The organism is Paracoccus sp. DMF, from assembly GCF_004407025.1.
Classification (GTDB): domain Bacteria; phylum Pseudomonadota; class Alphaproteobacteria; order Rhodobacterales; family Rhodobacteraceae; genus Paracoccus; species Paracoccus aminovorans_B.
This window is the reverse complement of sequence record NZ_SOKV02000012.1, coordinates 43,605-62,858: the sequence shown is the minus strand read 5'-3', so window position 1 is coordinate 62,858 and position 19,254 is coordinate 43,605. Positions and strand designations below refer to the sequence as shown.

Genomic DNA, 19,254 nt, shown 5'->3' with positions numbered 1-19,254 from the left:
GTGTTAATGGCTTTGCCAATCGGGGTTAACGCGGGCACTGCCCCTTGCGGACAGGCCGCCGCGTTCACATATTGGTCCTGCCGGATCGCCGTTCCGGGGTCCGGCCGACAGTCGCTTTGATGTAAAGGGCTTGGCGAATGACCAAGATCAGTCTGGCCGCTCATCCGTTCCTGCTGGGGTTCGACCAGTTGGAGCGCCTGGCCGAACGCGCCGCCAAGGGCGCCGAGGGCTATCCGCCCTACAATATCGAACACCAGGGGCCGAACGGCTTCCGCATCACCCTGGCCGTCGCCGGTTTTTCCGAGGACGACCTGGCCATTACGCTCGAGGATCGCCAGCTGGTGATTCGCGGCCGCCAGGCCGAACCCGAGGATGAGCGGGTGTTCCTGCACCGGGGCATCGCCGCCCGTGCCTTCCAGCGCAGCTTCGTGCTGGCCGATGGCGTCGAGGTGATGGACGCCCGGCTGGAAAACGGGCTCCTGGACATAGACCTGCGCCGCGCGGTGCCCGACAGCATCGTCCAGACCATACCGATCAGCCGCAAGTGAAAGGGGATCGCAGATGAACGAGAAATTCGATTTCGGACCGGCGCTGAACGACAGCACCGGCAACACTGTCTACATCCGCCGCGTGGCCATGGACACGCTGCCCGACGAGGTGCGCCGCCAGGTGCCCGGCGTCGATGCGCTCTATGCCGTGCATGGCATCGACGGCGAGCGGCTGGCCCTGGTCAAGGACCGCAGCCTGGCCTTCATGCTGGCGCGCCAGAACGAGCTGACGCCGGTCAGCGTCCACTAACCCCCTCGCGGCGCGGAAAAATTACCGGAAGGTGAATTTTTCCGCACCAAGTGTCCGGTAGTTGACATAGCTGCGGCGGAAATCCGCTAAATCAGAAGACACGTCTGGGGATCCATTGTTGGTTGCATCGGGTCATGAGTGCGGATCCCCTGGCGCGTAAGCCGGCCCACCCGCCATTTCGCGGGTTTTTTTGTTCCTTTTTGGCCGGCCTTGTGCGATCTATCCCTACCATCACGAAAGGCTGGTTCGGGAGGCGCCGTTTTGCAGAAGACGACAGGCGAGACCTCGCGCGGCCGAACCGCGCGCGACCCGCATCACGGCCTGCCCTGGTTTCCCTATGCGCGCTGGGACAACCTGCTGCCCGACCTGCTGGACGGCCTGTCCCCGGAACGCCGCCGCGCCTTTTACGCCGAATGCACGCCGCGCGCCTATCCGCAGGGGGCCGAGATCCTGCGCCAGGGCGAAGAAGCCTATGCCGCCTATCTGATCGTCGAGGGCCGGGTCGAGGTGACCTTCGTCGACCTGAACGGCAATACCGTGCTTGCCCATGTCGCCGGCCCGGGCGAGGTGATGGGCGAGGTCGAGCTGTTCTCGGGCAAGACCTGCGCCGCGACCTGCCGCGCGCTGCCGGACAGCAAGCTGTTGATCTTCAACGAAGTTCTGCTGATGAAATATGTCCCGGCCGAGCGATTGCTGAAGAATTTCGCCGCCATCCTGCATGGCCGGCTGGTGCGCGACAACCGGCTGCACGCCATCGCCCAGTTCTACCCGGCCGAGGCGCGCATCTGCCTGCACCTCTTGCGGCTCAGCACCGACCGGGACGAGGTCCACATCAGCCAGTCGCAGATCGCGCTGCTGGCCGGCTGCACGCGCCAGACGGTGAACCGCACGCTGGCGCAGCTGCGCGACCAGCGCATCATCGAGATGGGGCGCGGCATGATCCGGGTGCTGGACCCGGGCCGGTTGACCCACAAGCAGCTGGTCTAGGCGCGGCTCAGCCCGGAAAGCCGTAATGCGCCAGCATGGCGGCGACGGCGCGGTCGTTGCCGTCGCCCGCCAGGTTGCCGGCGCGCAGGTTCTGCGCCTGCGATCCCGGCCATTCCAGGATGCGATAGCGCCCGCCGATCTTTTCCGGCCGCGAGCCCCGCAGCCGGTGCATCCAGTACAGCCACACATCGTCGGCCGAAGGCGCCAGCCGCTGGAACAGTTCGGAATCGGTCACGTCGGGATGGAACACGCCCGGCGCATAGAGCACGCCGCCGACCCCGGTCGGAAACACCAGCGGCCCGGCCTCGGGCGCGCCGATATTGCGCTGCCACTCGCCATAGGGGGCCGGGCGGCCATCCCGCAGCAGCACCCGATGCGCGCGGTGGCAGACCACCCCCGCCCCGGCCCGGGCGACCAGCCCTTCCAGCCAGTCGGCGCGGTAATGGACATCGTCGTCGGCGGTGACGACATAGGCCTCGGGCGCCTCGGCCAGGGTCGGCACGATCTTCTTGTAGCTGCGCCAGTTCGGGCAGATCCGGGTTTCGACGTCCAAGGCGCGGATGCCGGGCGGCAGCCGGTCCTCGTCGCCCGCGTCCAGCCACAGGATGACCCGATCCGCCGCCACGCTTTGCGTCAGGATCGAGCGCAGCACCAGCTCCAGCGCCGCAAAACGCGCGGGATAGCTGGTCAGGCTGACGACCAGCGGCGCGTCCAGCCCGTGCGGCCGCGGCGCGCTGCGCCGGGCCAGGATCTCGGCCTCGGCCGCCCTGATGCGCCGGGCCTGCTTCAGGCGCCGGAAGGCATCCGCGATCATCCCTGCCAGGCCTTTCGCAGCCAGTCGATATTGCCGATGCGGCGATACCATTTGTGCCCGCGCCCGGCAAAGACGTCCTCCATCTTCGGCGCGCCGGCGAACAGCACGATCTTCGCCCCCGCGGGCAGTTTCGGATCCGACAGATAGCTCAGCAGGTTGCGCGGCACGCAGTCGTTCTTGAAGCTGACGCACCAGCCCTGCGGCCAGTAATGCAGGTTGCCATGCGCCGCCAGCTGCGCGCTCTGGAACTGCTGGCTGATCTCGTAATTCGCCGTCGCCGCCCCCGGATCGGCCAGATAGGCGTCCAGAATATAGCCATGCGCCCCCACCTCATAGCGAAAGACCGAGGAATTGCCGACCGAATGCAGGAAGCGGTCGCGCGCCGGGTTCACCTTGCGCAAGGGCTTCGGCCGGAACAGGTCGTCGTCGCGGATGATGAAGAAATCGCCCGGCAGATCGAAGAACGGCGCCAGATCGTCAACCACCACAAGGTCCAGGTCCAGAAACAGCGCCGTGGCGCCGGCAAAGCCGCCCAGGTCGCGGCGGAACAGCGCGAGCTTGCGCCAGCGCGTGTCGCCATGGCCGGGCGGCAGGCCCAGTTCCGGCAGGGGCAGCGCCTCGACGCCCGGGTCGATGCCCTGCGCATCGTCGGTGAAGCAGATGAAGCGATGCGGCCGCGCCAGGTGGCGGCGCACCTGCCGCGCCAGCCGGTTCACGTCCTCGGCCCCATAGAGGGTGCCCCATTTCATGGTCAAGATCAGGACGGGCTCGGTCATCGGCGCTCTCATGTTGCTGGCCCAGCGATAGGCGATGCCTCCGTTCCGGTCAACGCGCGGCTAGGCGGCTTCAAGCCCGACCTCGGCCGCCAAGGCCCGCAGCGCCGCGTCGCCGCCGGTCGCCAGATGCGTGGCGCCATGATTGCGCGCAGCGATCGCCTGCCAGGCGGCCGCGCCGGTGACCGGCAGCACCACCGCCTCGCCCGCATCGGGACGCAGCACCACGCCCTCGCCCAGTTCCGCCACCACCCGGCCCGCGCCAAGGTCGCGGAACTGCGCCCGCAGCGCATTGGGCGTCAGCGCGCCGTCGCGTCCCGGCACCGGCGCCAGCCCCTTGACGCGCCCGCCCAGCCGCACCGGCCCCGCACCCCAGCGGTCGGTCACCGACATCATCGCCAGCACCGCCCCGTCCGGGCCGCACAGCGCAATGTCCTCGCCGGTCTCCAGGTCATGGGCGAAACCGTCCGAGACCTCCAGCACCAGCGCCAGCGGCCAGAACGCCCCCGAGGCCAGCCGCCCCTCCGCCAGCACCGCCGCGTGATCCGCCTCGTCCAGATAGCCGCGCAGGGGCAGCATGGCGCCGTCCATCAGCAGGCCCAGATCGCGCATCTGCCCGGGCGTCAGCCGCCATTGCAACCGCCGGGTGGCCTCATTGCGCAAGCCCTCGGCGGCGGCCTCGGTGACGTAAAGCTCGGGCAGCGGGGCGAAGGCGCTCACGCCGGGATCTCGGCCGCATGCGGGTTCGGCGCGCCGGCCATGTCATGCTCGGCCAGCCAGCGCTCGGCATCCAGCGCCGCCATGCAGCCCATGCCGGCGCTGGTCACCGCCTGGCGATAGATGTGATCGGTCAGGTCGCCCGCGGCGAACACGCCGGGGATCGAGGTCCGGGTCGTGCCCGGCTCGACCTTCACATAGCCGCCGTTGTGCAGTTCCAGCTGCGCCGCGACCAGCTCGGATGCCGGCGCATGGCCGATGGCGATGAAGACCCCGTCCGCCGGGATCACCTGCTCGGTCCCCAATGTGACATGCCGCACCCGCACCCCGGTCACGCCCAGCGGCGCCTCGGTGCCCTCGACCTCGGCCAGCGCGTGGTCCCACAGGACCGAGACCTTGGGATGGCGGAACAGCCGCTCCTGCAGGATCTTCTCGGCCCGCAGGCTGTCGCGGCGATGCACTAGCGTCACCTTGCTGGCGAAATTGGTCAGGAACAGCGCCTCCTCGACCGCGGTATTGCCGCCGCCGATCACCACCACCTCGCGGTTGCGATAGAAGAAGCCGTCGCAGGTGGCGCAGGCCGAAACGCCGAAGCCCTTGAACTTCTCCTCGCTCGGCAGGCCCAGCCAGCGCGCCTGGGCGCCGGTGGCCAGGATCACCGCATCGGCGGTGAGGCGCGCGCCGGAATCCAGCGTCGCGACAAAGGGCCGCACCTGCAGATCCAGCTTGGTCACCGTGTCGATGAAGATGCGCGCGCCCATGGCGCGGGCATGGGCCTCCATCTTCACCATCAGGTCGGGGCCCTGGATCTCGGTCTCGCCGGGCCAGTTCTCGACCTCGGTGGTGATGGTCAGCTGGCCGCCGGGCTGCATGCCCTGGATCAGCACCGGGCTCAGCATCGCGCGCGCGGCATAGACGGCGGCGGTATAGCCCGCCGGGCCCGAACCCACGATCAGCACCCGGGTATGGGCGGGCAGCACGGCATCGGGGCTTTCGGCGGCATGTGACATGGGATGTGGACCTTTCGCGTTGCGCCGCCTAGGTAATCACCCCCGCCGCCTCATGCAATCCGTCCCGGGGCGCAGGACGACGGCGGAAAGAATATTGCGCAAACCTGCCCATCGGGGTAGCTTCCCGCATGATTTTGGCCGGAAGACGGCCCAAGAGGAAAAGATGAGCGGCGCCAGACTTGACGAGATCGACCGAAAAATCCTGGCAGAGCTGCAGGGCGACGGTCGAATGACCAATGTCGAGCTGGCGCGGCGCGTGGGCATTTCGGCCCCGCCCTGCCTGCGCCGGGTCCGCGCGCTGGAGGAGATGGGCTATATCCGCGGCTATCACGCCGAGATCGACGCCCGCGAACTGGGCTTCGAGGTGCAGGTCTTTGCCATGGTCCGCCTGCAGAGCCAGTCCGAGCGCGACCTCTCGGCCTTCGAGGCCCTGGCCCGCGACTGGCCCCTGGTGCGCGAGTGCCACATGCTGAACGGCGAGATCGACTTCATCCTGAAATGCGTCTCGCCCGACCTGCCGAGCTTCCAGCGTTTCCTGACCGAAAGCCTGACCGCGGCGCCGAACGTGGCCTCGGTCAAGACCTCGCTGGTGATCCGCTGCGCCAAGGACGAGCCGGGCGTGCCCTTCACCGTGGTCGAGGAACGCGCGGCGGCAGTGGGGTGAGGGGGCAGAAAGCCCTCCGCCGGCAGTCGACGTCGTCTTGCTGCTTTTGGCAACCTCGCTCACTGAAACAATCGCTGTGTTCGTAATCGCCGCTGCCGCGCCGGAGGCGCGCGCCTTGATCCTGCCTCGAATCTGGTGAGCGATGCTTCGAGCCCATCGCAGACGGTCGGTTTGGTTTGGTTACTCGTGCACAAGAGAAGAACATGAGAGAGATGATAAACCAGGCTGCGCCCAATCGAAAGGTTGCCTTGGTAACAGGGTCCACATCTGGCATAGGGGCCGCGATTGCGCGTCGGCTTGTCGACGAAGGCCTGTTCGTAATTCTGCACTCAGGCAGGTCACCTGAAAAAGGCGCGGCGCTTGCCGCGGAGCTCGGTTTTGCGGCCTACATTCAGGCCGACCTCTCTCAAGAGGCGGAGAGAGTGAGGCTCATCTCAGAGGCGGTTGCCATCACTGGAAGGCTGGATGTTCTGGTCAATAATGCGGGGATCAGCGGGCTGATCCCGCATGACGATCTTGCAGCGGCAAGTCCTGACATCTGGCGAGCGCAGTATGAGGTCAACGTCATCGCTCCATTTCAGCTTATCGCGCTGAGCGAGAAGCATCTGCGCGCCTCGGCGCAAAGAAATGGCGGCGCTTGCGTTATCAATATCAGCTCGCACGCCGGTGTGCGGCCTAAAGGCGGATCGATCCCTTACGCGGCGACGAAGGCGGCACTCAACCATGTCACGCGGCTTCTGGCGCGGACCTTGGGGCCTGAGATCAGAGTGAACGCGGTCGCGCCGGGGCTGGTTGACACGCCGCTGACTGCCGACTGGACCGAAGCGCAGGCGTTGTGGCAAGCGCAGTCTCCGATGAAGCGGGCAGCGCGGCCAGCCGACATTGCTCAGGTGGTTATGATGCTGATCAGGGCGGATTACATCACGGGGGAAATCCTGCTGTCGGATGGCGGTTTGAATCTGACTTAAGCCATGATGGCTAGAACGGCCTTGATAGGCCGTTCAGCCGTGGCAAATGTCCGCAACGCCCCGCAGAACGGACATCCGCCGGCGGACGCCACCCTTGGCGACGGCTCCAGAATGTCCGCCCCCCGGTGCACGACCCGTGTACGCGCAGTGTACGGCTGTCACCCCCGGTTTTTCAGAAAAACCAACCCCTTGGCACCGGCGTTGCGCAAGCTGCGCACACCCGTTGCGTCACAGCGCGATGACCGAGATCAGCCGCCCGTAATCCGCCTCGTTCTGATGCGTGCTGCGGCGATAGGAAAAGAACCGCTCGGGGTCGGCATAGGTGCAGTGCCGGGTCCATTCCGCCTCGACCCCGGCCTCGCGCAGCCGCATCAGGCCAAAGCCCGGCAGGTCGAACATCGGCCGGCCGTTCGGGCCTCCGGCGAAAAAGCGCTGGTGGCCGGGATCCTCGGCCAGCACCTCGTCCATGAACTCGGGGCCGACCTCATAGGCGCGCTGGCTGATCGTCGGGCCGATCACGGCGCGGATGCGGGTCGCGCCCAGGTCCTGCATTGCGGCGACGGCGGCCTCGATCACGCCGGAAAGCGCGCCGCGCCAGCCGGCATGGACGGCGCCGATCACCCCCGCCTGCGGATCGGCCAGCAGGATCGGCTGGCAATCGGCGGTCAGCACCGCCAGCGCCACGCCGGGCTGGTCGGTAACGATGCCATCGGCACGAATTCCCGTGAAATCAGCGGCTTCGTCGCCGGCGCGCAGCACTGCGACCTCGGCCGAATGCACCTGATGCACGGTCGCCAGCCGGCCGGGCGCGACGCCCATGGCCTCGGCGACGCGGGCGCGGTTGATGGCCACGATCTCGGCTTGGTCGCTGGAGCCGAAGCCGCAGTTCAGCCCGGAAAACAGCCCCGAGGAGGCGCCGCCGCGCCGGGTGAAAAAGCCATGCCGCACCGTGTCGAGCAGCGGATGGGTCAGGATTTCCAGCGTGGTCTGCATCACCTGTCCAAGGGTTCGAAACCGGGCGGCACCGGCGCGCCGGGTTGCCAGAAGGCCAGCGCCTTGAACAGGTGACCCATTTCCCCGGGCGCGGTCAAGCGATGAAGCGCGGCCGTGGCGCCGGCATCTCCGGCCGCCGCCAGCCGCTCGGCCCGCGCGGCGATGCCCAGCCGCGACAGCCATTCGCCTTGCGTGACCATGCGCGAGGGACAAAGCCCCCCGGCGGCCGCCAGATCGGCCAAGCTGCGAAAATCGACATGCGCGGTCAGGTCGGCCTCGCCGGGATGGGCCAGGACCGGCTCGGGACGGTGGCGGCGCAGGGCCTGGAAGGTGTCGCCCTGCCCGTCCCAATCGCCATAGTCGATGACCAGCGCCATACCGCCACGCCGGGCGATGCGGGCGGCGATGGCGGCGACGACGGGCGCGGCCTCGGGGCAGGTTTCGCGGATCTGGCCTTCGGGCGCGGCGGGACCGGGCGCGGTGGGGCCGAGGCTCAGGGCCAGCGCGCCCGTGTCGTCCAGCGTGACCATGCGCTCGGCCCAGCCGTCGAGCGTGCGCTGGAACTGCCGGATCGGCAGGGCGTCGAAGAACTCGTTCGCGACCAGGAACAGCGGCATTTCAGGCAGTTGCGCGGCATCATCCAGATGCGTGACCGCGCCCAGCCGCTCGCGCTGCACCTGGCGCAGATGGGCCGAGGCCTCGACCAGATGCACCTGCGCCGCCTCGACCATGCCGGGCAGAATACGAATGGCGCGCAGAATATCGGCCATCAGCGTGCCGCGGCCCGGCCCGATCTCGGCCAGGGCAAAGGGCGCGGGGCGCCCCTGGTCCAGCCAGGACTGCGCCAGCGCCAGCCCGATCATCTCGCCGAACATCTGGCTGATCTCGGGCGCGGTGGTGAAGTCGCCTTGCGCGCCGAACGGGTCGCGCGTCGCGTAATAGCCGTGCTGCGGATGCAGCAGGCACAGCCGCATGTAATCGTCCAGCCGCATCGGCCCCGACAGCCGGATCTGCGCCGCGATCAGGCGCGCGAGCGGGGTCATGGCGCGGCTGCGGGCACCGTGGGGCGCATCCGCGCGCGCATCAGGAACGCCAGCCCGACCAGCACCATCGGCAGCGATAGCAGCTGTCCCATGGTCACGCCCCAGACCGGCCCGCCCAGCACATGGCCCAGCGGATTGTCGGGCGTGATGAATTGCGCATCGGCCTGGCGGAAGAACTCGACCACGAAGCGCGACAGGCCATAGCCCATCAGGAAGACCCCCAGCGCCTGCCCGGGCCGGCGCAACCCGCCCAGGCGGACCAGCAGGAACAGCAGGGCTGCCAGCACCACCCCCTCGAGCCCGGCCTCGTAAAGCTGGCTGGGGTGGCGGGCGCAAAGCCCGGTCACGCCGGGGCAGTCCTGCGCCGCAGCGCCCGGAAAGATCACCCCCCAAGGCGCATCGGTCGGCCGGCCCCACAGTTCGGCATTGATGAAATTCGCCACCCGGCCCAAGCCGAGGCCAATCGGCGTCGCCACCGCCAGCGCATCGGCCAGCCGCAGCGCCGGGATGGCATGGCGGCGGCAGAACCACCAGGAGGCCAGCACCACGCCCAGGAACCCGCCGTGAAAGGACATGCCGCCCTGCCACAGCAGCGGGATCTGCGCGGGGTTGGCGAGGTAATAGGCCGGTTCATAGAACAGCACGAAGCCCAGCCGCCCGCCCAGCACCACGCCCAGGATCACCCAGGTCAGCAGCTCCTCGACCTGGCCCGGCCGCATCGGCGCGCGGTCGCCCCAAAGCGCCGGCCGGCGCATCAGCGCCACCATGATCCGCCAACCGGCCAGCAGCCCCACCAGATAGGCCAGCGCATACCAGCGCAGCGAAAACTCCATGCCGAACAGGTGGATGGTGAAGATCTCGGGCGAGATCCAGGGAATGTCGGTCATAGGGTCCTCATCTGGCGCCGGCGCAGGCTACGCGGGGGGCGGCGGGTGTCAACCGATTGAACAGCCGCGCCCCCGGGGCCATATAGGAGGCAACATGGAATCGAAAGGCCCGCCATGACCGCCAACAACCGCTTCTTCGACGATCTCTCGAAATTGATGACCAATGCCATGGGCGTGGCCCAGGGCGCCAAGGACGAGGCCCAGACCGCCTTCAACGGCTGGATCGACCGCTGGCTGGCCGACCGCGACTTCGTCACCCGCGAGGAATTCGAGGCGGTGCGCGAGATGGCGATCAAGGCCCGGGCCGAAAACGCCGAGCTGCGCGCCGAGATCGAGGCGCTGAAGGCTCAGGGCTGAAGCCGCTCGCGCAGCTTGCCCTGGCGGTCGTAAAGCAGCACCTCGCCGGTTTCGGTGACCACGACCAGCCAGTCGCGGGCGAAGGTGACGGCGGCGGGCTTGGCGCCCTCGGGCAGGGCGACGCTTTCGGGCAGGTCCGGCAGCGGCGCCTCGGACAGCCGCAGCCACAGCAGCGCCGCGATCACCAGCACGCCCAGGCCCATCACCACCGCCAGCGACGTCACCAGCAGGCGCAGCCAGCGCAGCATCGGCAGCGCTTCCTCTGGCCCCGCATCCGCCCTATCATCCCGCGCCATGGCCGAAATCCTCATCACCATTCCCGAAGGTCTTTCCGACCGGCTTGATAAGGCGCTTGCGCTTTGCGCGCCAGAGCAGGCGGCGCTGTCGCGCTCGCGCCTGGCGAAACTGATTGCCGAAGGCGCGGTGCGCGGCCCTTCGGGGCCGGTGACGGATGGCAAGGCCCGGGCCGAGACCGGCGATTATCGCGTCGAGATCGGCACACCCGAGGCCCTGGACGCGCTGCCCGAGGCGATCCCGCTGAGCATCGCCTATGAGGACGCGGACCTGATCGTCGTGGACAAGCCCGCCGGCATGGTGGTGCATCCGGCGCCGGGCAGCCCCTCGGGCACGCTGGTCAATGCGCTGCTGCACCATTGCGCGGACAGCCTCTCGGGTATCGGCGGCGCGGCGCGGCCCGGGATCGTGCACCGCATCGACAAGGAGACCTCGGGCCTTCTGGTCGTAGCCAAGACCGACCGCGCGCATCATGGCCTGGCGCGGCAATTCGCCGACCATTCGGCGCATCGGCGCTACCTGGCGCTGGCGCATGGCGCGATCGACCCGGCCGATGCGCGGCTGCGCGGCCTGCCCGGCATTGCCTTCGAACCGGGCGGCGTGTTGCGCATCACCACGCTTCTGGGCCGGCATCCGACCGACCGGCAGCGCCAGGCGGTCAGCTTCCAGAACGGCCGCCATGCGGTGACCCGGGCGCGGTTGATCGAGACCTTCGGCACGCCGCCCGCGGTAATGCTGGTGGAATGCCGGCTGGAAACCGGCCGCACCCATCAAATCCGCGTGCATATGGCGCATGCCGGGCTGGGGCTGGTCGGCGATCCGGTCTATGGTGGCGCAAGGCGGGCCTCGGCCCGGGCGCTCGGGCCCGACCTTGCCGCGGCCGTCGCGGCCTTTCCCCGCCAGGCGCTGCATGCGGCCGAGCTGGGCTTCGACCATCCGGTCAGCGGCGAATCGCTGGCCTTCTCCAGCCCGGTGCCGCCCGACATGGCCGGCCTTCTGGAAAAACTGCGCGGGCGGACCGCATGACGGAACCCGCCCCGGGATGATAGCGTTCACAAAGGCCCGCGACCGCGCGGGACAGGGAATTTTCAGATGGCGAACTATACCCAGCTTCCGGCACCCAGCCCCGAACAGGGCCTGAACCGCTACCTGCAGGAGATCCGCAAGTTTCCCCTGCTGGAGCCGGAGGAGGAATACATGCTGGCCAAGCGCTGGACGGATCACGAGGATCCCGAGGCGGCGCAGAAGCTGGTCACCTCGCACCTGCGGCTGGCCGCCAAGATCGCCATGGGCTATCGCGGCTATGGCCTGCCCCAGGCCGAGGTGATTTCCGAGGCGAACGTCGGCCTGATGCAGGCGGTCAAGCGCTTCGACCCGGAAAAGGGTTTCCGGCTGGCCACTTACGCGATGTGGTGGATCCGCGCCTCGATCCAGGAATACATCCTGCGGTCCTGGTCGCTGGTAAAGATGGGCACGACGAGCGCGCAGAAGAAGCTGTTCTTCAACCTGCGCAAGGCCAAGTCCAAGCTGGGCGCGTTGGAGGAAGGCGACCTGCGGCCGGAAAACGTCGCGCAGATCGCGCATGACCTGAACGTGTCGGAACAGGAAGTCATCGACATGAACCGCCGGCTGTCGGGGGGCGATGCCTCGCTGAACGCGACGGTGGGCTCGGGCGATGGCGAATCGACGGCGCAATGGCAGGACTGGCTCGAGGATGACAGCGCCAACCAGGCCGAGGCCTTTGCCGAGGCCGACGAGATGTCGGCGCGGCGCGAGATGCTGATCGCCGCCATGGACGTCCTGAACGACCGCGAGAAGGACATCCTGATGGAGCGGCGCCTCCGCGACGACCCGATGACGCTCGAGGATCTGTCGACGCGCTACGACGTCTCGCGCGAGCGGATCCGCCAGATCGAGGTGCGGGCCTTCGAAAAGCTGCAAAATCGCATCCGTGAACTGGCGCGCGAGCGGGGCATGGCGGTGCCTTCCGCGCTCTGACGCGGCTCTCGGGGCTGCGCCGGGCTCGGCGCGGACCGCCGGATCGCGGCTGCCAAGGCGGGGTTGGTTTTCGTCGCAAGCCGACCTCGGCCCTTCCGCGCATTTTCCCCCTCTGGCGCCGGGCGGGAATTTCCTTGAAAAGCGGGACCGTTGACCGGCGCCGGGCTTGGCTTATGGTCGGGACAGGGCAGCGGAGGCCGATGGCGCAGGAATGACAGCGCTGAACCAATATCAACGGCTCGAGGCCGCCGGCATCTGGCGCGAAACGCCCAAGGCGCAATTGCGCGATGTCATCGTCTCGTTCGGCGACGCGACGCTGGTGCTGACCGATCCGCGGTCCGAAGTGCCGCTGACGCATTGGTCGCTGCCGGCGGTGACCCGGCTCAACCCGGGCAAGATGCCGGCGCGCTATGCGCCCGGCGGGCCCGAGGCCGGCGAGGAGCTGGAGATCGAGGACGAGCTGATGATCTCGGCCATCTCGAAAGTGCATCGCGCCATCGAGGCCAGCAAGCCGCATCCCGGGCGCCTGCGCGGCGGGCTGATGCTGGGTGCGGCGGCGGTGATGGCGGTCCTGGCACTGTTCTGGGTGCCGCCGGCGCTGGTGCGCCACGCCGCCGACATCGCGCCCCCGGCGCAGCGCGCCGAGATCGGGCGGCTGATCCTGGCCGAGATCGCCAAGACCACCGGCAGCCCCTGCTCGCGACCCGCCGGCGACATGGTGCGCCAGAAGCTGGCGACGCGGCTGATCGGCCCGGAGGCCGAAATCGCCGTGGTCCCCGCCACGCTGCGCGGCGCCCTGCGCCTGCCGGGCCCGATCACGGTGATCGGCGAAGACCTGATCGAGGGCCAGCTGACGCCCGAGGTCGCCGCCGGCCATGTCCTGGCCGCCCAGGCGGCGGCGGTCACGAACGACCCGATGCTGGCAGCGCTGCGCTATGCCGGGCCACGCGCCACCTTCCACCTGCTGACCGCGGGGACGCTGCCGGGCAGGGCGCTGTCGGGCTATGGCGAGAAGCTGCTGGCCGATGCCGTGCCGCGCCCCGACGACGAGCAGCTGCTGGCCTATTTCACCCGGGCCGGTATCTCCAGCGAGCCCTATGCCCGGTCGCTGGACCCGACCGGCGAGGCGGTGCTGGGGCTGATCGAGGCCGACCCGTTCCGCACCGCGATCCCGAAGCCGGTGCTGAGCGACCGCGAATGGATCGCCCTGCAAGAGATCTGCGACCAATGACGACTCAGCGCGGGAAGGCATCGCGATAGCCGGCGCGGCGAATGGCATTCAGCGCGCGCACGATGCCCTCGCGGTCGCCGAAGGGGCCGGCCATGATGAATTGCACCTCGCGCCCGTTCACGCGGTCCTTGCCGCGCAGGACGGGATAGCCTAGGCCCGCCACCCGCTGCACCGCCCGATCCGCATTGCCGGGATCGGCGAAGGTGCCAAGCTGCACATAGCGGGCGCCGGCCGGGATCGTGCCGACCGCGGGCGCGGCGGCTTTGCCGGGTTTGGCGGGCACCCCTTGAGGCTTGGCCGCCGCCTGCTTGCCGGCCAAGGCAACAGGTCCGGCAGCGGGTCTTGCCGTCTGCGGAGTCCTTGGCTTAGGCGAGACGGTAGCGATGCTTTTCTCGGTCGCCGGCTTTGCGCCCGGGACAGGCGCGGCGGCGGGCTTTGCATCCGCGGCCTTGCCGTCGGGCGTGTCGCCTGCACTGCTGCCGATCGGGCGCGCAAAGCTTAGCCGCGACAGATCCGCTGGCGGCAGCGAGCCGCAATAGCCTTGCGACGGATCGCTGCCCAGCCCCGTCGCGCCGGGCTCGCCGTCATAGCCCAGCAGTTCGCACAGGCGCAGGTTCGGCTTCAGCCCGCCGCCCATGTCTTGGCGCAGCGCCGGTGCGGCCGCGACCGCGGCCTGCAACGCATCGGCCGGGCCCGAGGCTGCGGGCTCCGGCCCCATGTCGGGCAGCTTTTCCATCGGCTGCGGATCGCCCGCAAGCTCACCGGGGCGCATATTGGTAAGCACGGTCTGCGACAGCGCCTCGGACAGCAACTCGGCCCGGCTGCGCCCGGCATTGGGGTCCAGCGCCCGCAGACGGGGCTTGCCGTCCAAGCCCCGCGCGGACAGCGTCGGCGGATAGCCGCAGATCGGCGTGCCGTCGCGCGAGACGCGCGCCTGCCAGCCGCCATCGTCGCCCCGCAGGAAGACGCAGCCCTTGCTGTCGATATATTGCCGGGCAAAGAAATCGGCCGGAGGCGTCTCGGCCGGGCGCAGATCCTGCGCCAAGGCCAGCCCCGGGACCAAGACCAGCATCACCCGCAGCATCCAAAGCATCGTCCCATCCCCGAATCGGCCCTTTGGGACGGTGATAGGACGAAAGCCCTGAACGGCCGGTTAACGCCGGCCTATTTCGTGCCGAACATGCGGTCGCCGGCGTCGCCCAGGCCGGGGACGATATAGCCGTGATCGTCCAGCCGCTCGTCCAGCGCCGCGGTAAAGATCGGCACGTCAGGATGGGCGCCGCGCATCCGCTCCACCCCCTCGGGCGCGGCCAGAAGGCACAGGAATCTCAGGTTTTTCGCCCCGCGCTCCTTGAGCATGTCGATGGCCGCGACCGAGCTGTTTCCGGTGGCCAGCATCGGGTCGACGACGATGGTCATGCGCGCGTCGAGCTCCTTCGGGACCTTGCAGTAATATTCGACCGGGCGCAGCGTCTCGGGGTCGCGATAGAGGCCGACGAAGCCGACGCGGGCGCCCGGGATCAGCTCGAGAATGCCGTCCAGCAGCCCGTTCCCGGCCCGCAGGATCGAGATCAGCGCCAGCTTCTTGCCCTCGAGCGTCGGGGCCCGCATCTCGCAGAGCGGCGTCTCGATGGTGATCTCGGTCAGTTCCAGCTCGCGTGTGACCTCATAGGCCAGAAGCAGGCTGATTTCGCGCAGCAGGCGACGGAAGCCGGCGGTCGAGACGTCCTTCTGGCGCATGATGGTCAGCTTGTGCTGGACCAGGGGGTGATCCACGATGGTCAGATGCTGGCTCATGTCAGTTCCTTTCGCAGGCGTGTCTTGGTGGTCTCGTCACAAAAGGCCGCGTCGACGGCCCAGAGGTTCATCTGGCGGAATTCGGCCTCGGCCCAGCCGAAGGCATCGGCAAGCCGCTGATATTCATGGGACAAGCTGGTGTGGAAGAACGGCGGATCGTCGGTCGAGACGGTGACGCGCACGCCCGCATCGGCCAGCCGGGCGATGGGATGCGCCGACCAGGACGGCACCAGGCCAAGCGCGACGTTCGAGCCGGGGCAGATCTCCAGCGTCACGCCGCGTTCGGCCAGGTCGCGGACCAGAGCCGCGTCCTCGACGGCGCGGATGCCGTGGCCGATGCGGCTGACACCGAGGCTCAGCGCATCGCGCACCGACTGCGGGCCGCGCCATTCGCCGGCATGCGCGGTCAGGCCCAGCCCGGCCTCGCGCGCGCAGTCGAAGGACCAGGCGAAATCCGGCAGTTCGCCCGCATCCTCGGCACCGCCGATGCCGAAGCCGGTGACCCAGCCGCCCGAAGTCTCGGCCGCGCAGAGCGCCGTCTTGCGCGCGCGCTCGGGGCCGAAATGCCGGATCGCGGTCAGGATGGCGCGGCTGGAGATGCCGCCCTGTTCGGCGTGTTCGGCAACCTCCTGCATCGCCGCCAGATAGTCGCGCCAGGCCGAAAGCTCGGCCCCGCCGCAGAACGCGGGCGAGACGAAAAGCTCGACATGAATCGCGCCCTGCTCGGCGCATTCCGCCAGCACCTCGGCGAGCAGGCGGGCATAGTCGCGCGGACTGGTCAGGACCGAAGTCGCGGCCTCATAGACCCGCAGGAACTCCCTGAAATCGCGATAGGCATAGGCGCCGCGCTCGTCAAAGATGCCGCCGATGTCCTGATGCTTTTCCGCAGCCAGCGCGCGGATGAAGGCCGGCGGCGCGGCGCCCTCCAGGTGCAGGTGCAGCTCGATCTTCTTCAGCGACCTCACAGGAACGACCTCCCCGGCCCGACCGGCCCCAGGCCCAGATGCGCGGCGACCGAGGCGCCGATATCGGCGAAACCCACCTGCCCCACGGCGCGCGGGCCGCAGCCCCAGCCCAGCACCGGCACGCGTTCGCGCGTGTGGTCGGTGCCGCGCCAGGTCGGGTCGTTGCCATGGTCGGCGGTGAAGATCGCCAGATCCCCCGGCCGCAGCCGCGCCATCAGCGCCCCCGCCACGCCGTCGAACCATTCCAGCGCCCGGGCATAGCCCTCGACATCGCGGCGATGGCCGTAATTCGTGTCGAATTCGACGAAATTGGCAAAGGTCAGGCTGCCCGGCTCGGCCTCGTCGCCCAGGCGCAAGAGCTGGCCGGCCAGGTCGGCGTCGGATTTGCCCTTGTGCAGATGCGCGATGCCGCGATGCGAGAAGATGTCGCCGATCTTGCCGACGGCATGGGTGACGCGGCCCGCCTCATTGGCCGCGTCCAGGATGGTCCGGCCGGGGGGCGCGATGGCGAAGTCGCGGCGGTTGGGGGTGCGGGCAAAACTGCCCTCGGCGCCCAGGAAGGGCCGGGCGATGACCCGGCCGACACGCATCGGATGCACCATCTCGGCCACGTCCTGGCAGAGCCGCAGCAGCCGGTCCAATCCGAAGGCCTGTTCATGCGCGGCGATCTGGATCACGCTGTCGACCGAGGTATAGCAGATCGGCCAGCCGGTGCGCAGATGCTCGGCCCCGAGCCGGGCGATGATCTCGGTCCCCGAGGCATGTTCGTCGCCAAGGATGCCCTCGGTGCCCGCGGCCTGGGCGAGGCGGGCGCTGAGTTCCGGCGGAAAGGCCGGGCGGGTATCGGGGAAATAATGCCAGTCCCAGGGCACCGGCACGCCGGCGATCTCCCAATGACCCGAGGGCGTGTCCTTGCCGCGCGACACCTCGGTCGCCGCCCCCCAGAGCCCCTGCGGCTCGGCCCCGAGCCCCGGCGCCTCGAGCCCCGAGGCCAGCCGGATCGCCGCGCCCAGCCCCAGCGCGTCCAGATGCGGCATGGCAAGGCTGCGCGCCTGGGCGATATGGCCGATGGTATTGGCGCCGGTATCGGGCAGTTTCTCGTTGAAATACTGCGCGGCATCGGGGGCGCCGCCGATGCCGGCGGAGTCCATCACGATCAGAAAGGCGCGCCGCTGGTCTTGCCGGCTCATGGGACCTCGCATCGGATCAGGGGGCCGGGGTCGGGTCCGTCGCCCAGCAGATAGGCCGATTGCACCGTGGCGATGGCAGCGTCGGCGGTGGCCTCGGTCGCGGCATGCACCATCGCCAGCGGGCGGTCGGGACCGGCCTCCTGCCCGATCCGCAAGAGCTGCGCAAGGCCCACGCGCGAGTCGATGCGGTCCCGCGCCTGCAGCCGCCCGCCGCCCAGGGCGACGACGACATGACCCAGCGCCTCGGTGTCGATGGCGGCGACGCGGCCACGGCCGGGCACCGGACGGACGACCGGCGCCGGCGGCAGGTGGCGGTCGGGGGCTTCCAGCAGATCCGCCGGCCCGCCCTGCGCTGCGACCATGCGGGCGAAACGCTCGGCCGCCGCGCCGCTGTCCAGGGCCGCTGCGGCACCCGCGCGGCCCGCAAGGCCCAGGCAGGCCTCGGAGAGCGCCAGCGACAGGTCGCGCAAGGGGCCCGGGGCGCCCTTCAGCACGGCGATGGCTTCGCGCAGCTCCAGCGCATTGCCGGCGGCGGGGGCCAGCGGCTGGTCCATGTCGGTGACATAGGCCCGGACCGCGCAGCCCGCGCCGCGCGCCACCTCGACCAGCGCGCGCGCCAGCCCCAAGGCCGCCTCGGGGCTGTGCAGGAAGGCGCCCGAGCCCTGCTTGACGTCCAGCACCAGCCCGTCGAGCCCCGCCGCCAGCTTCTTGGACAGGATCGAGGCCACGATCAGATCGGCCGAGCCCACCGTCGCGCTTTCGTCGCGGATCGCGTAAAGCCGCGCGTCAGCCGGCGCCAGATCCGGCCCCGCCGCGACGATGGCGCAGCCCACCTGCCCGACCACGGCGCGGAAATCGGCCTCGTCCAAAGCGCAGCGAAAGCCGGGGATCGCCTCCAGCTTGTCCAGCGTGCCGCCGGTATGGCCCAGGCCCCGCCCCGAGATCATCGGCACATAGCCGCCGCAGGCCGCGACCAGCGGCGCCAGCACCAGGCTGACCGTGTCGCCGATGCCGCCGGTCGAATGCTTGTCCAGCACCGGCCCCGGCAGATCCCAGCGCAGGACGTGGCCGGAATCGCGCATGGCACGGGTCAGCGCCACCCGGCCCGCACCGTCGAGCCCACGCAGCAACACCGCCATGGCGAAGGCGGCCGCTTGGGCATCGCTGACCGATCCGTCGGCCAGGCCCTGCGCCATCAGCGCGGCGCCGGCCGGGTCCAGCCCCTGGCCGTCGCGAACCCGGGCAATCACCGGACGCGGATCGGCTGGCGTCATTCGTTGCCCGACATATGCGAGATGTCGAAGCGGCCGGGCAGCAATTCGCCGATGGTGGTGGCCAGCGTCCGGCCCGCGGTGGTCGCCAGTAGCACCGGCGTGTCGGCGCGGCCGAACTCGGCCAGTTTCTGCCGACAGCCGCCGCAGGGCGGCACCGGGCTGGGACTGTCGGCGATGACCGCAACCTCGACCAACTCGGTTTCGCCGCTGGCGACCATCAGCGCGATAGCACCGGCCTCGGCGCAGGTGCCCTCGGGATAGGCCACGTTTTCCACGTTGCAGCCGTGATAGACCGTGCCCGAGGCGCCTCGCACCGCCGCGCCCACCTTGAAATGCGAATAGGGCGCATAGGCCCGTTCCCGCACCGCCCGCGCCGCGTCCAGAAGCGTCATCTGCCCCGCCTTTCGTCCAGCCCCCATTGCCTGCCGACACATTGCGCCCGCCCCCGGCACGATGCAAGTCCGCCGCGAAACACGGACCCCCTGTTCGGGGAC

Annotated in this window: 23 protein-coding genes; 9 read left to right on the top strand and 14 right to left on the bottom strand. The window is 69.3% G+C overall.

Annotated elements, in window-relative coordinates:
• Positions 1-137 precede the first annotated feature (137 nt).
• The 3 genes from E3D03_RS09280 to E3D03_RS09270 all read left to right on the top strand — a co-directional run bounded on the left by E3D03_RS09280 (position 138) and on the right by E3D03_RS09270 (position 1,785).
• The gene (locus E3D03_RS09280; protein WP_263566720.1) at positions 138-548 is read left to right on the top strand and encodes an Hsp20 family protein; all 411 of its coding nucleotides are present in this window, start codon (positions 138-140) and stop codon (positions 546-548) included.
• Between the two features lie 13 nt (positions 549-561).
• Complete coding sequence (locus tag E3D03_RS09275; protein ID WP_263566719.1) at positions 562-798, top strand: DUF1150 domain-containing protein; 237 nt, start codon at positions 562-564, stop codon at positions 796-798.
• Between the two features lie 261 nt (positions 799-1,059).
• Positions 1,060-1,785, top strand: coding sequence for a Crp/Fnr family transcriptional regulator (locus E3D03_RS09270; RefSeq protein WP_263566718.1), 726 nt, complete (start codon positions 1,060-1,062; stop codon positions 1,783-1,785).
• 7 nt (positions 1,786-1,792) lie between these two features.
• Here E3D03_RS09270 and E3D03_RS09265 read toward each other — a convergent pair whose 3' ends face one another.
• Genes E3D03_RS09265 through trxB form a run of 4 tightly spaced genes read right to left on the bottom strand, consistent with a single transcriptional unit; the run spans position 1,793 to position 5,099 of the window.
• Positions 1,793-2,599, bottom strand: a complete 807-nt coding sequence (locus E3D03_RS09265; protein ID WP_263566717.1) for a glycosyltransferase family 2 protein — start codon at positions 2,597-2,599, stop codon at positions 1,793-1,795.
• Positions 2,596-3,375, bottom strand: coding sequence for a hypothetical protein (locus tag E3D03_RS09260; protein ID WP_062562571.1), 780 nt, complete (start codon positions 3,373-3,375; stop codon positions 2,596-2,598). The genes E3D03_RS09265 and E3D03_RS09260 overlap by 4 nt, the downstream gene beginning before the upstream one ends.
• A 60-nt stretch (positions 3,376-3,435) precedes the next feature.
• A complete protein-coding gene (locus E3D03_RS09255) occupies positions 3,436-4,092 on the bottom strand; it encodes a transcription antiterminator BlgG (RefSeq protein ID WP_263566716.1) in 657 nt (218 codons plus the stop codon).
• Positions 4,089-5,099: a thioredoxin-disulfide reductase gene (gene trxB, locus E3D03_RS09250; protein WP_263566715.1), complete on the bottom strand. Its 1,011-nt coding sequence runs from the start codon at positions 5,097-5,099 to the stop codon at positions 4,089-4,091. The genes E3D03_RS09255 and trxB overlap by 4 nt, the downstream gene beginning before the upstream one ends.
• A gap of 163 nt (positions 5,100-5,262) precedes the next feature.
• On the opposite strand from trxB, the gene E3D03_RS09245 reads away from it, so the two are divergent.
• Both E3D03_RS09245 and E3D03_RS09240 read left to right on the top strand, forming a co-directional pair.
• Positions 5,263-5,763 (top strand): Lrp/AsnC family transcriptional regulator, encoded by a 501-nt coding sequence (locus E3D03_RS09245; protein ID WP_062562574.1) that lies wholly within the window; start codon positions 5,263-5,265, stop codon positions 5,761-5,763.
• A gap of 203 nt (positions 5,764-5,966) precedes the next feature.
• Complete coding sequence (locus tag E3D03_RS09240; protein WP_263566714.1) at positions 5,967-6,731, top strand: SDR family NAD(P)-dependent oxidoreductase; 765 nt, start codon at positions 5,967-5,969, stop codon at positions 6,729-6,731.
• A gap of 228 nt (positions 6,732-6,959) precedes the next feature.
• On the opposite strand, the gene pgeF is transcribed toward E3D03_RS09240, so the two are convergent.
• From pgeF to lgt, 3 genes are read right to left on the bottom strand one after another with little or no spacing between them, the layout of a single operon-like run.
• Positions 6,960-7,724 (bottom strand): peptidoglycan editing factor PgeF, encoded by a 765-nt coding sequence (pgeF, locus tag E3D03_RS09235; protein ID WP_263566713.1) that lies wholly within the window; start codon positions 7,722-7,724, stop codon positions 6,960-6,962.
• Complete coding sequence (locus tag E3D03_RS09230; RefSeq protein ID WP_263566712.1) at positions 7,724-8,767, bottom strand: class I SAM-dependent methyltransferase; 1,044 nt, start codon at positions 8,765-8,767, stop codon at positions 7,724-7,726. The genes pgeF and E3D03_RS09230 overlap by 1 nt, the downstream gene beginning before the upstream one ends.
• On the bottom strand, positions 8,764-9,654 hold the full coding sequence (gene lgt / locus E3D03_RS09225) for a prolipoprotein diacylglyceryl transferase (RefSeq protein WP_263566711.1): 891 nt from the start codon (positions 9,652-9,654) through the stop codon (positions 8,764-8,766). Before lgt ends, E3D03_RS09230 begins: the two co-directional genes overlap by 4 nt.
• A 114-nt stretch (positions 9,655-9,768) precedes the next feature.
• Here lgt and E3D03_RS09220 point away from each other — a divergent pair, with 114 nt between their 5' ends.
• Entirely contained in the window at positions 9,769-10,011 is a 243-nt protein-coding gene (locus E3D03_RS09220) for an accessory factor UbiK family protein (protein ID WP_018000844.1), read from the top strand.
• Here the strand turns inward: E3D03_RS09220 and E3D03_RS09215 are convergent.
• Positions 10,002-10,307 (bottom strand): DUF6476 family protein, encoded by a 306-nt coding sequence (locus E3D03_RS09215; RefSeq protein WP_318013721.1) that lies wholly within the window; start codon positions 10,305-10,307, stop codon positions 10,002-10,004. The two genes, E3D03_RS09220 and E3D03_RS09215, sit on opposite strands and share 10 nt — an antisense overlap.
• Here E3D03_RS09215 and E3D03_RS09210 point away from each other — a divergent pair.
• From E3D03_RS09210 to E3D03_RS09200, 3 genes are all read left to right on the top strand, one after another.
• The gene (locus E3D03_RS09210) at positions 10,306-11,331 is read left to right on the top strand and encodes an RluA family pseudouridine synthase (RefSeq protein ID WP_263566710.1); all 1,026 of its coding nucleotides are present in this window, start codon (positions 10,306-10,308) and stop codon (positions 11,329-11,331) included. The two genes, E3D03_RS09215 and E3D03_RS09210, sit on opposite strands and share 2 nt — an antisense overlap.
• A gap of 66 nt (positions 11,332-11,397) precedes the next feature.
• Positions 11,398-12,303, top strand: coding sequence for an RNA polymerase sigma factor RpoH (gene rpoH, locus E3D03_RS09205; RefSeq protein WP_018000841.1), 906 nt, complete (start codon positions 11,398-11,400; stop codon positions 12,301-12,303).
• 211 nt (positions 12,304-12,514) lie between these two features.
• On the top strand, positions 12,515-13,534 hold the full coding sequence (locus E3D03_RS09200) for a hypothetical protein (RefSeq protein WP_263566709.1): 1,020 nt from the start codon (positions 12,515-12,517) through the stop codon (positions 13,532-13,534).
• A gap of 4 nt (positions 13,535-13,538) precedes the next feature.
• Here the strand turns inward: E3D03_RS09200 and E3D03_RS09195 are convergent, their stop codons facing one another.
• From E3D03_RS09195 to E3D03_RS09170, 6 genes are all read right to left on the bottom strand, one after another.
• The gene (locus E3D03_RS09195; RefSeq protein WP_263566708.1) at positions 13,539-14,627 is read right to left on the bottom strand and encodes an SPOR domain-containing protein; all 1,089 of its coding nucleotides are present in this window, start codon (positions 14,625-14,627) and stop codon (positions 13,539-13,541) included.
• Between the two features lie 71 nt (positions 14,628-14,698).
• Positions 14,699-15,331 carry a uracil phosphoribosyltransferase gene (gene upp, locus E3D03_RS09190; RefSeq protein WP_018000838.1) on the bottom strand — a complete coding sequence of 211 codons (633 nt, stop codon included), beginning with the start codon at positions 15,329-15,331 and terminating at the stop codon, positions 14,699-14,701.
• Positions 15,328-16,296, bottom strand: coding sequence for an adenosine deaminase (locus E3D03_RS09185; RefSeq protein WP_263566707.1), 969 nt, complete (start codon positions 16,294-16,296; stop codon positions 15,328-15,330). Before E3D03_RS09185 ends, upp begins: the two co-directional genes overlap by 4 nt.
• Entirely contained in the window at positions 16,293-17,486 is a 1,194-nt protein-coding gene (locus E3D03_RS09180; RefSeq protein ID WP_263566706.1) for a phosphopentomutase, read from the bottom strand. Before E3D03_RS09180 ends, E3D03_RS09185 begins: the two co-directional genes overlap by 4 nt.
• Positions 17,483-18,760, bottom strand: coding sequence for a thymidine phosphorylase (locus tag E3D03_RS09175; RefSeq protein WP_263566705.1), 1,278 nt, complete (start codon positions 18,758-18,760; stop codon positions 17,483-17,485). Before E3D03_RS09175 ends, E3D03_RS09180 begins: the two co-directional genes overlap by 4 nt.
• Positions 18,757-19,152, bottom strand: coding sequence for a cytidine deaminase (locus E3D03_RS09170; protein ID WP_018000834.1), 396 nt, complete (start codon positions 19,150-19,152; stop codon positions 18,757-18,759). Before E3D03_RS09170 ends, E3D03_RS09175 begins: the two co-directional genes overlap by 4 nt.
• Positions 19,153-19,254: the final 102 nt, after the last annotated feature.

What these genes read in the sequence shown, in the direction of transcription:
- E3D03_RS09260 (WP_062562571.1), bottom strand. Translation starts at nt 3,375, where the DNA reads ATGACCGAGCCCGTCCTGATCTTGACCATGAAATGGGGCACCCTCTAT.
- E3D03_RS09275 (WP_263566719.1), top strand. Translation starts at nt 562, where the DNA reads ATGAACGAGAAATTCGATTTCGGACCGGCGCTGAACGACAGCACCGGC.
- E3D03_RS09200 (WP_263566709.1), top strand. Translation starts at nt 12,515, where the DNA reads ATGACAGCGCTGAACCAATATCAACGGCTCGAGGCCGCCGGCATCTGG.
- E3D03_RS09265 (WP_263566717.1), bottom strand. Translation starts at nt 2,599, where the DNA reads ATGATCGCGGATGCCTTCCGGCGCCTGAAGCAGGCCCGGCGCATCAGG.
- E3D03_RS09180 (WP_263566706.1), bottom strand. Translation starts at nt 17,486, where the DNA reads ATGAGCCGGCAAGACCAGCGGCGCGCCTTTCTGATCGTGATGGACTCC.
- E3D03_RS09220 (WP_018000844.1), top strand. Translation starts at nt 9,769, where the DNA reads ATGACCGCCAACAACCGCTTCTTCGACGATCTCTCGAAATTGATGACC.
- pgeF (WP_263566713.1), bottom strand. Translation starts at nt 7,724, where the DNA reads ATGCAGACCACGCTGGAAATCCTGACCCATCCGCTGCTCGACACGGTG.
- E3D03_RS09230 (WP_263566712.1), bottom strand. Translation starts at nt 8,767, where the DNA reads ATGACCCCGCTCGCGCGCCTGATCGCGGCGCAGATCCGGCTGTCGGGG.
- E3D03_RS09280 (WP_263566720.1), top strand. Translation starts at nt 138, where the DNA reads ATGACCAAGATCAGTCTGGCCGCTCATCCGTTCCTGCTGGGGTTCGAC.
- E3D03_RS09175 (WP_263566705.1), bottom strand. Translation starts at nt 18,760, where the DNA reads ATGACGCCAGCCGATCCGCGTCCGGTGATTGCCCGGGTTCGCGACGGC.
- E3D03_RS09245 (WP_062562574.1), top strand. Translation starts at nt 5,263, where the DNA reads ATGAGCGGCGCCAGACTTGACGAGATCGACCGAAAAATCCTGGCAGAG.
- E3D03_RS09215 (WP_318013721.1), bottom strand. Translation starts at nt 10,307, where the DNA reads ATGGCGCGGGATGATAGGGCGGATGCGGGGCCAGAGGAAGCGCTGCCG.
- lgt (WP_263566711.1), bottom strand. Translation starts at nt 9,654, where the DNA reads ATGACCGACATTCCCTGGATCTCGCCCGAGATCTTCACCATCCACCTG.
- upp (WP_018000838.1), bottom strand. Translation starts at nt 15,331, where the DNA reads ATGAGCCAGCATCTGACCATCGTGGATCACCCCCTGGTCCAGCACAAG.
- rpoH (WP_018000841.1), top strand. Translation starts at nt 11,398, where the DNA reads ATGGCGAACTATACCCAGCTTCCGGCACCCAGCCCCGAACAGGGCCTG.
- E3D03_RS09240 (WP_263566714.1), top strand. Translation starts at nt 5,967, where the DNA reads ATGAGAGAGATGATAAACCAGGCTGCGCCCAATCGAAAGGTTGCCTTG.
- E3D03_RS09210 (WP_263566710.1), top strand. Translation starts at nt 10,306, where the DNA reads ATGGCCGAAATCCTCATCACCATTCCCGAAGGTCTTTCCGACCGGCTT.
- E3D03_RS09195 (WP_263566708.1), bottom strand. Translation starts at nt 14,627, where the DNA reads ATGCTTTGGATGCTGCGGGTGATGCTGGTCTTGGTCCCGGGGCTGGCC.
- E3D03_RS09170 (WP_018000834.1), bottom strand. Translation starts at nt 19,152, where the DNA reads ATGACGCTTCTGGACGCGGCGCGGGCGGTGCGGGAACGGGCCTATGCG.
- trxB (WP_263566715.1), bottom strand. Translation starts at nt 5,099, where the DNA reads ATGTCACATGCCGCCGAAAGCCCCGATGCCGTGCTGCCCGCCCATACC.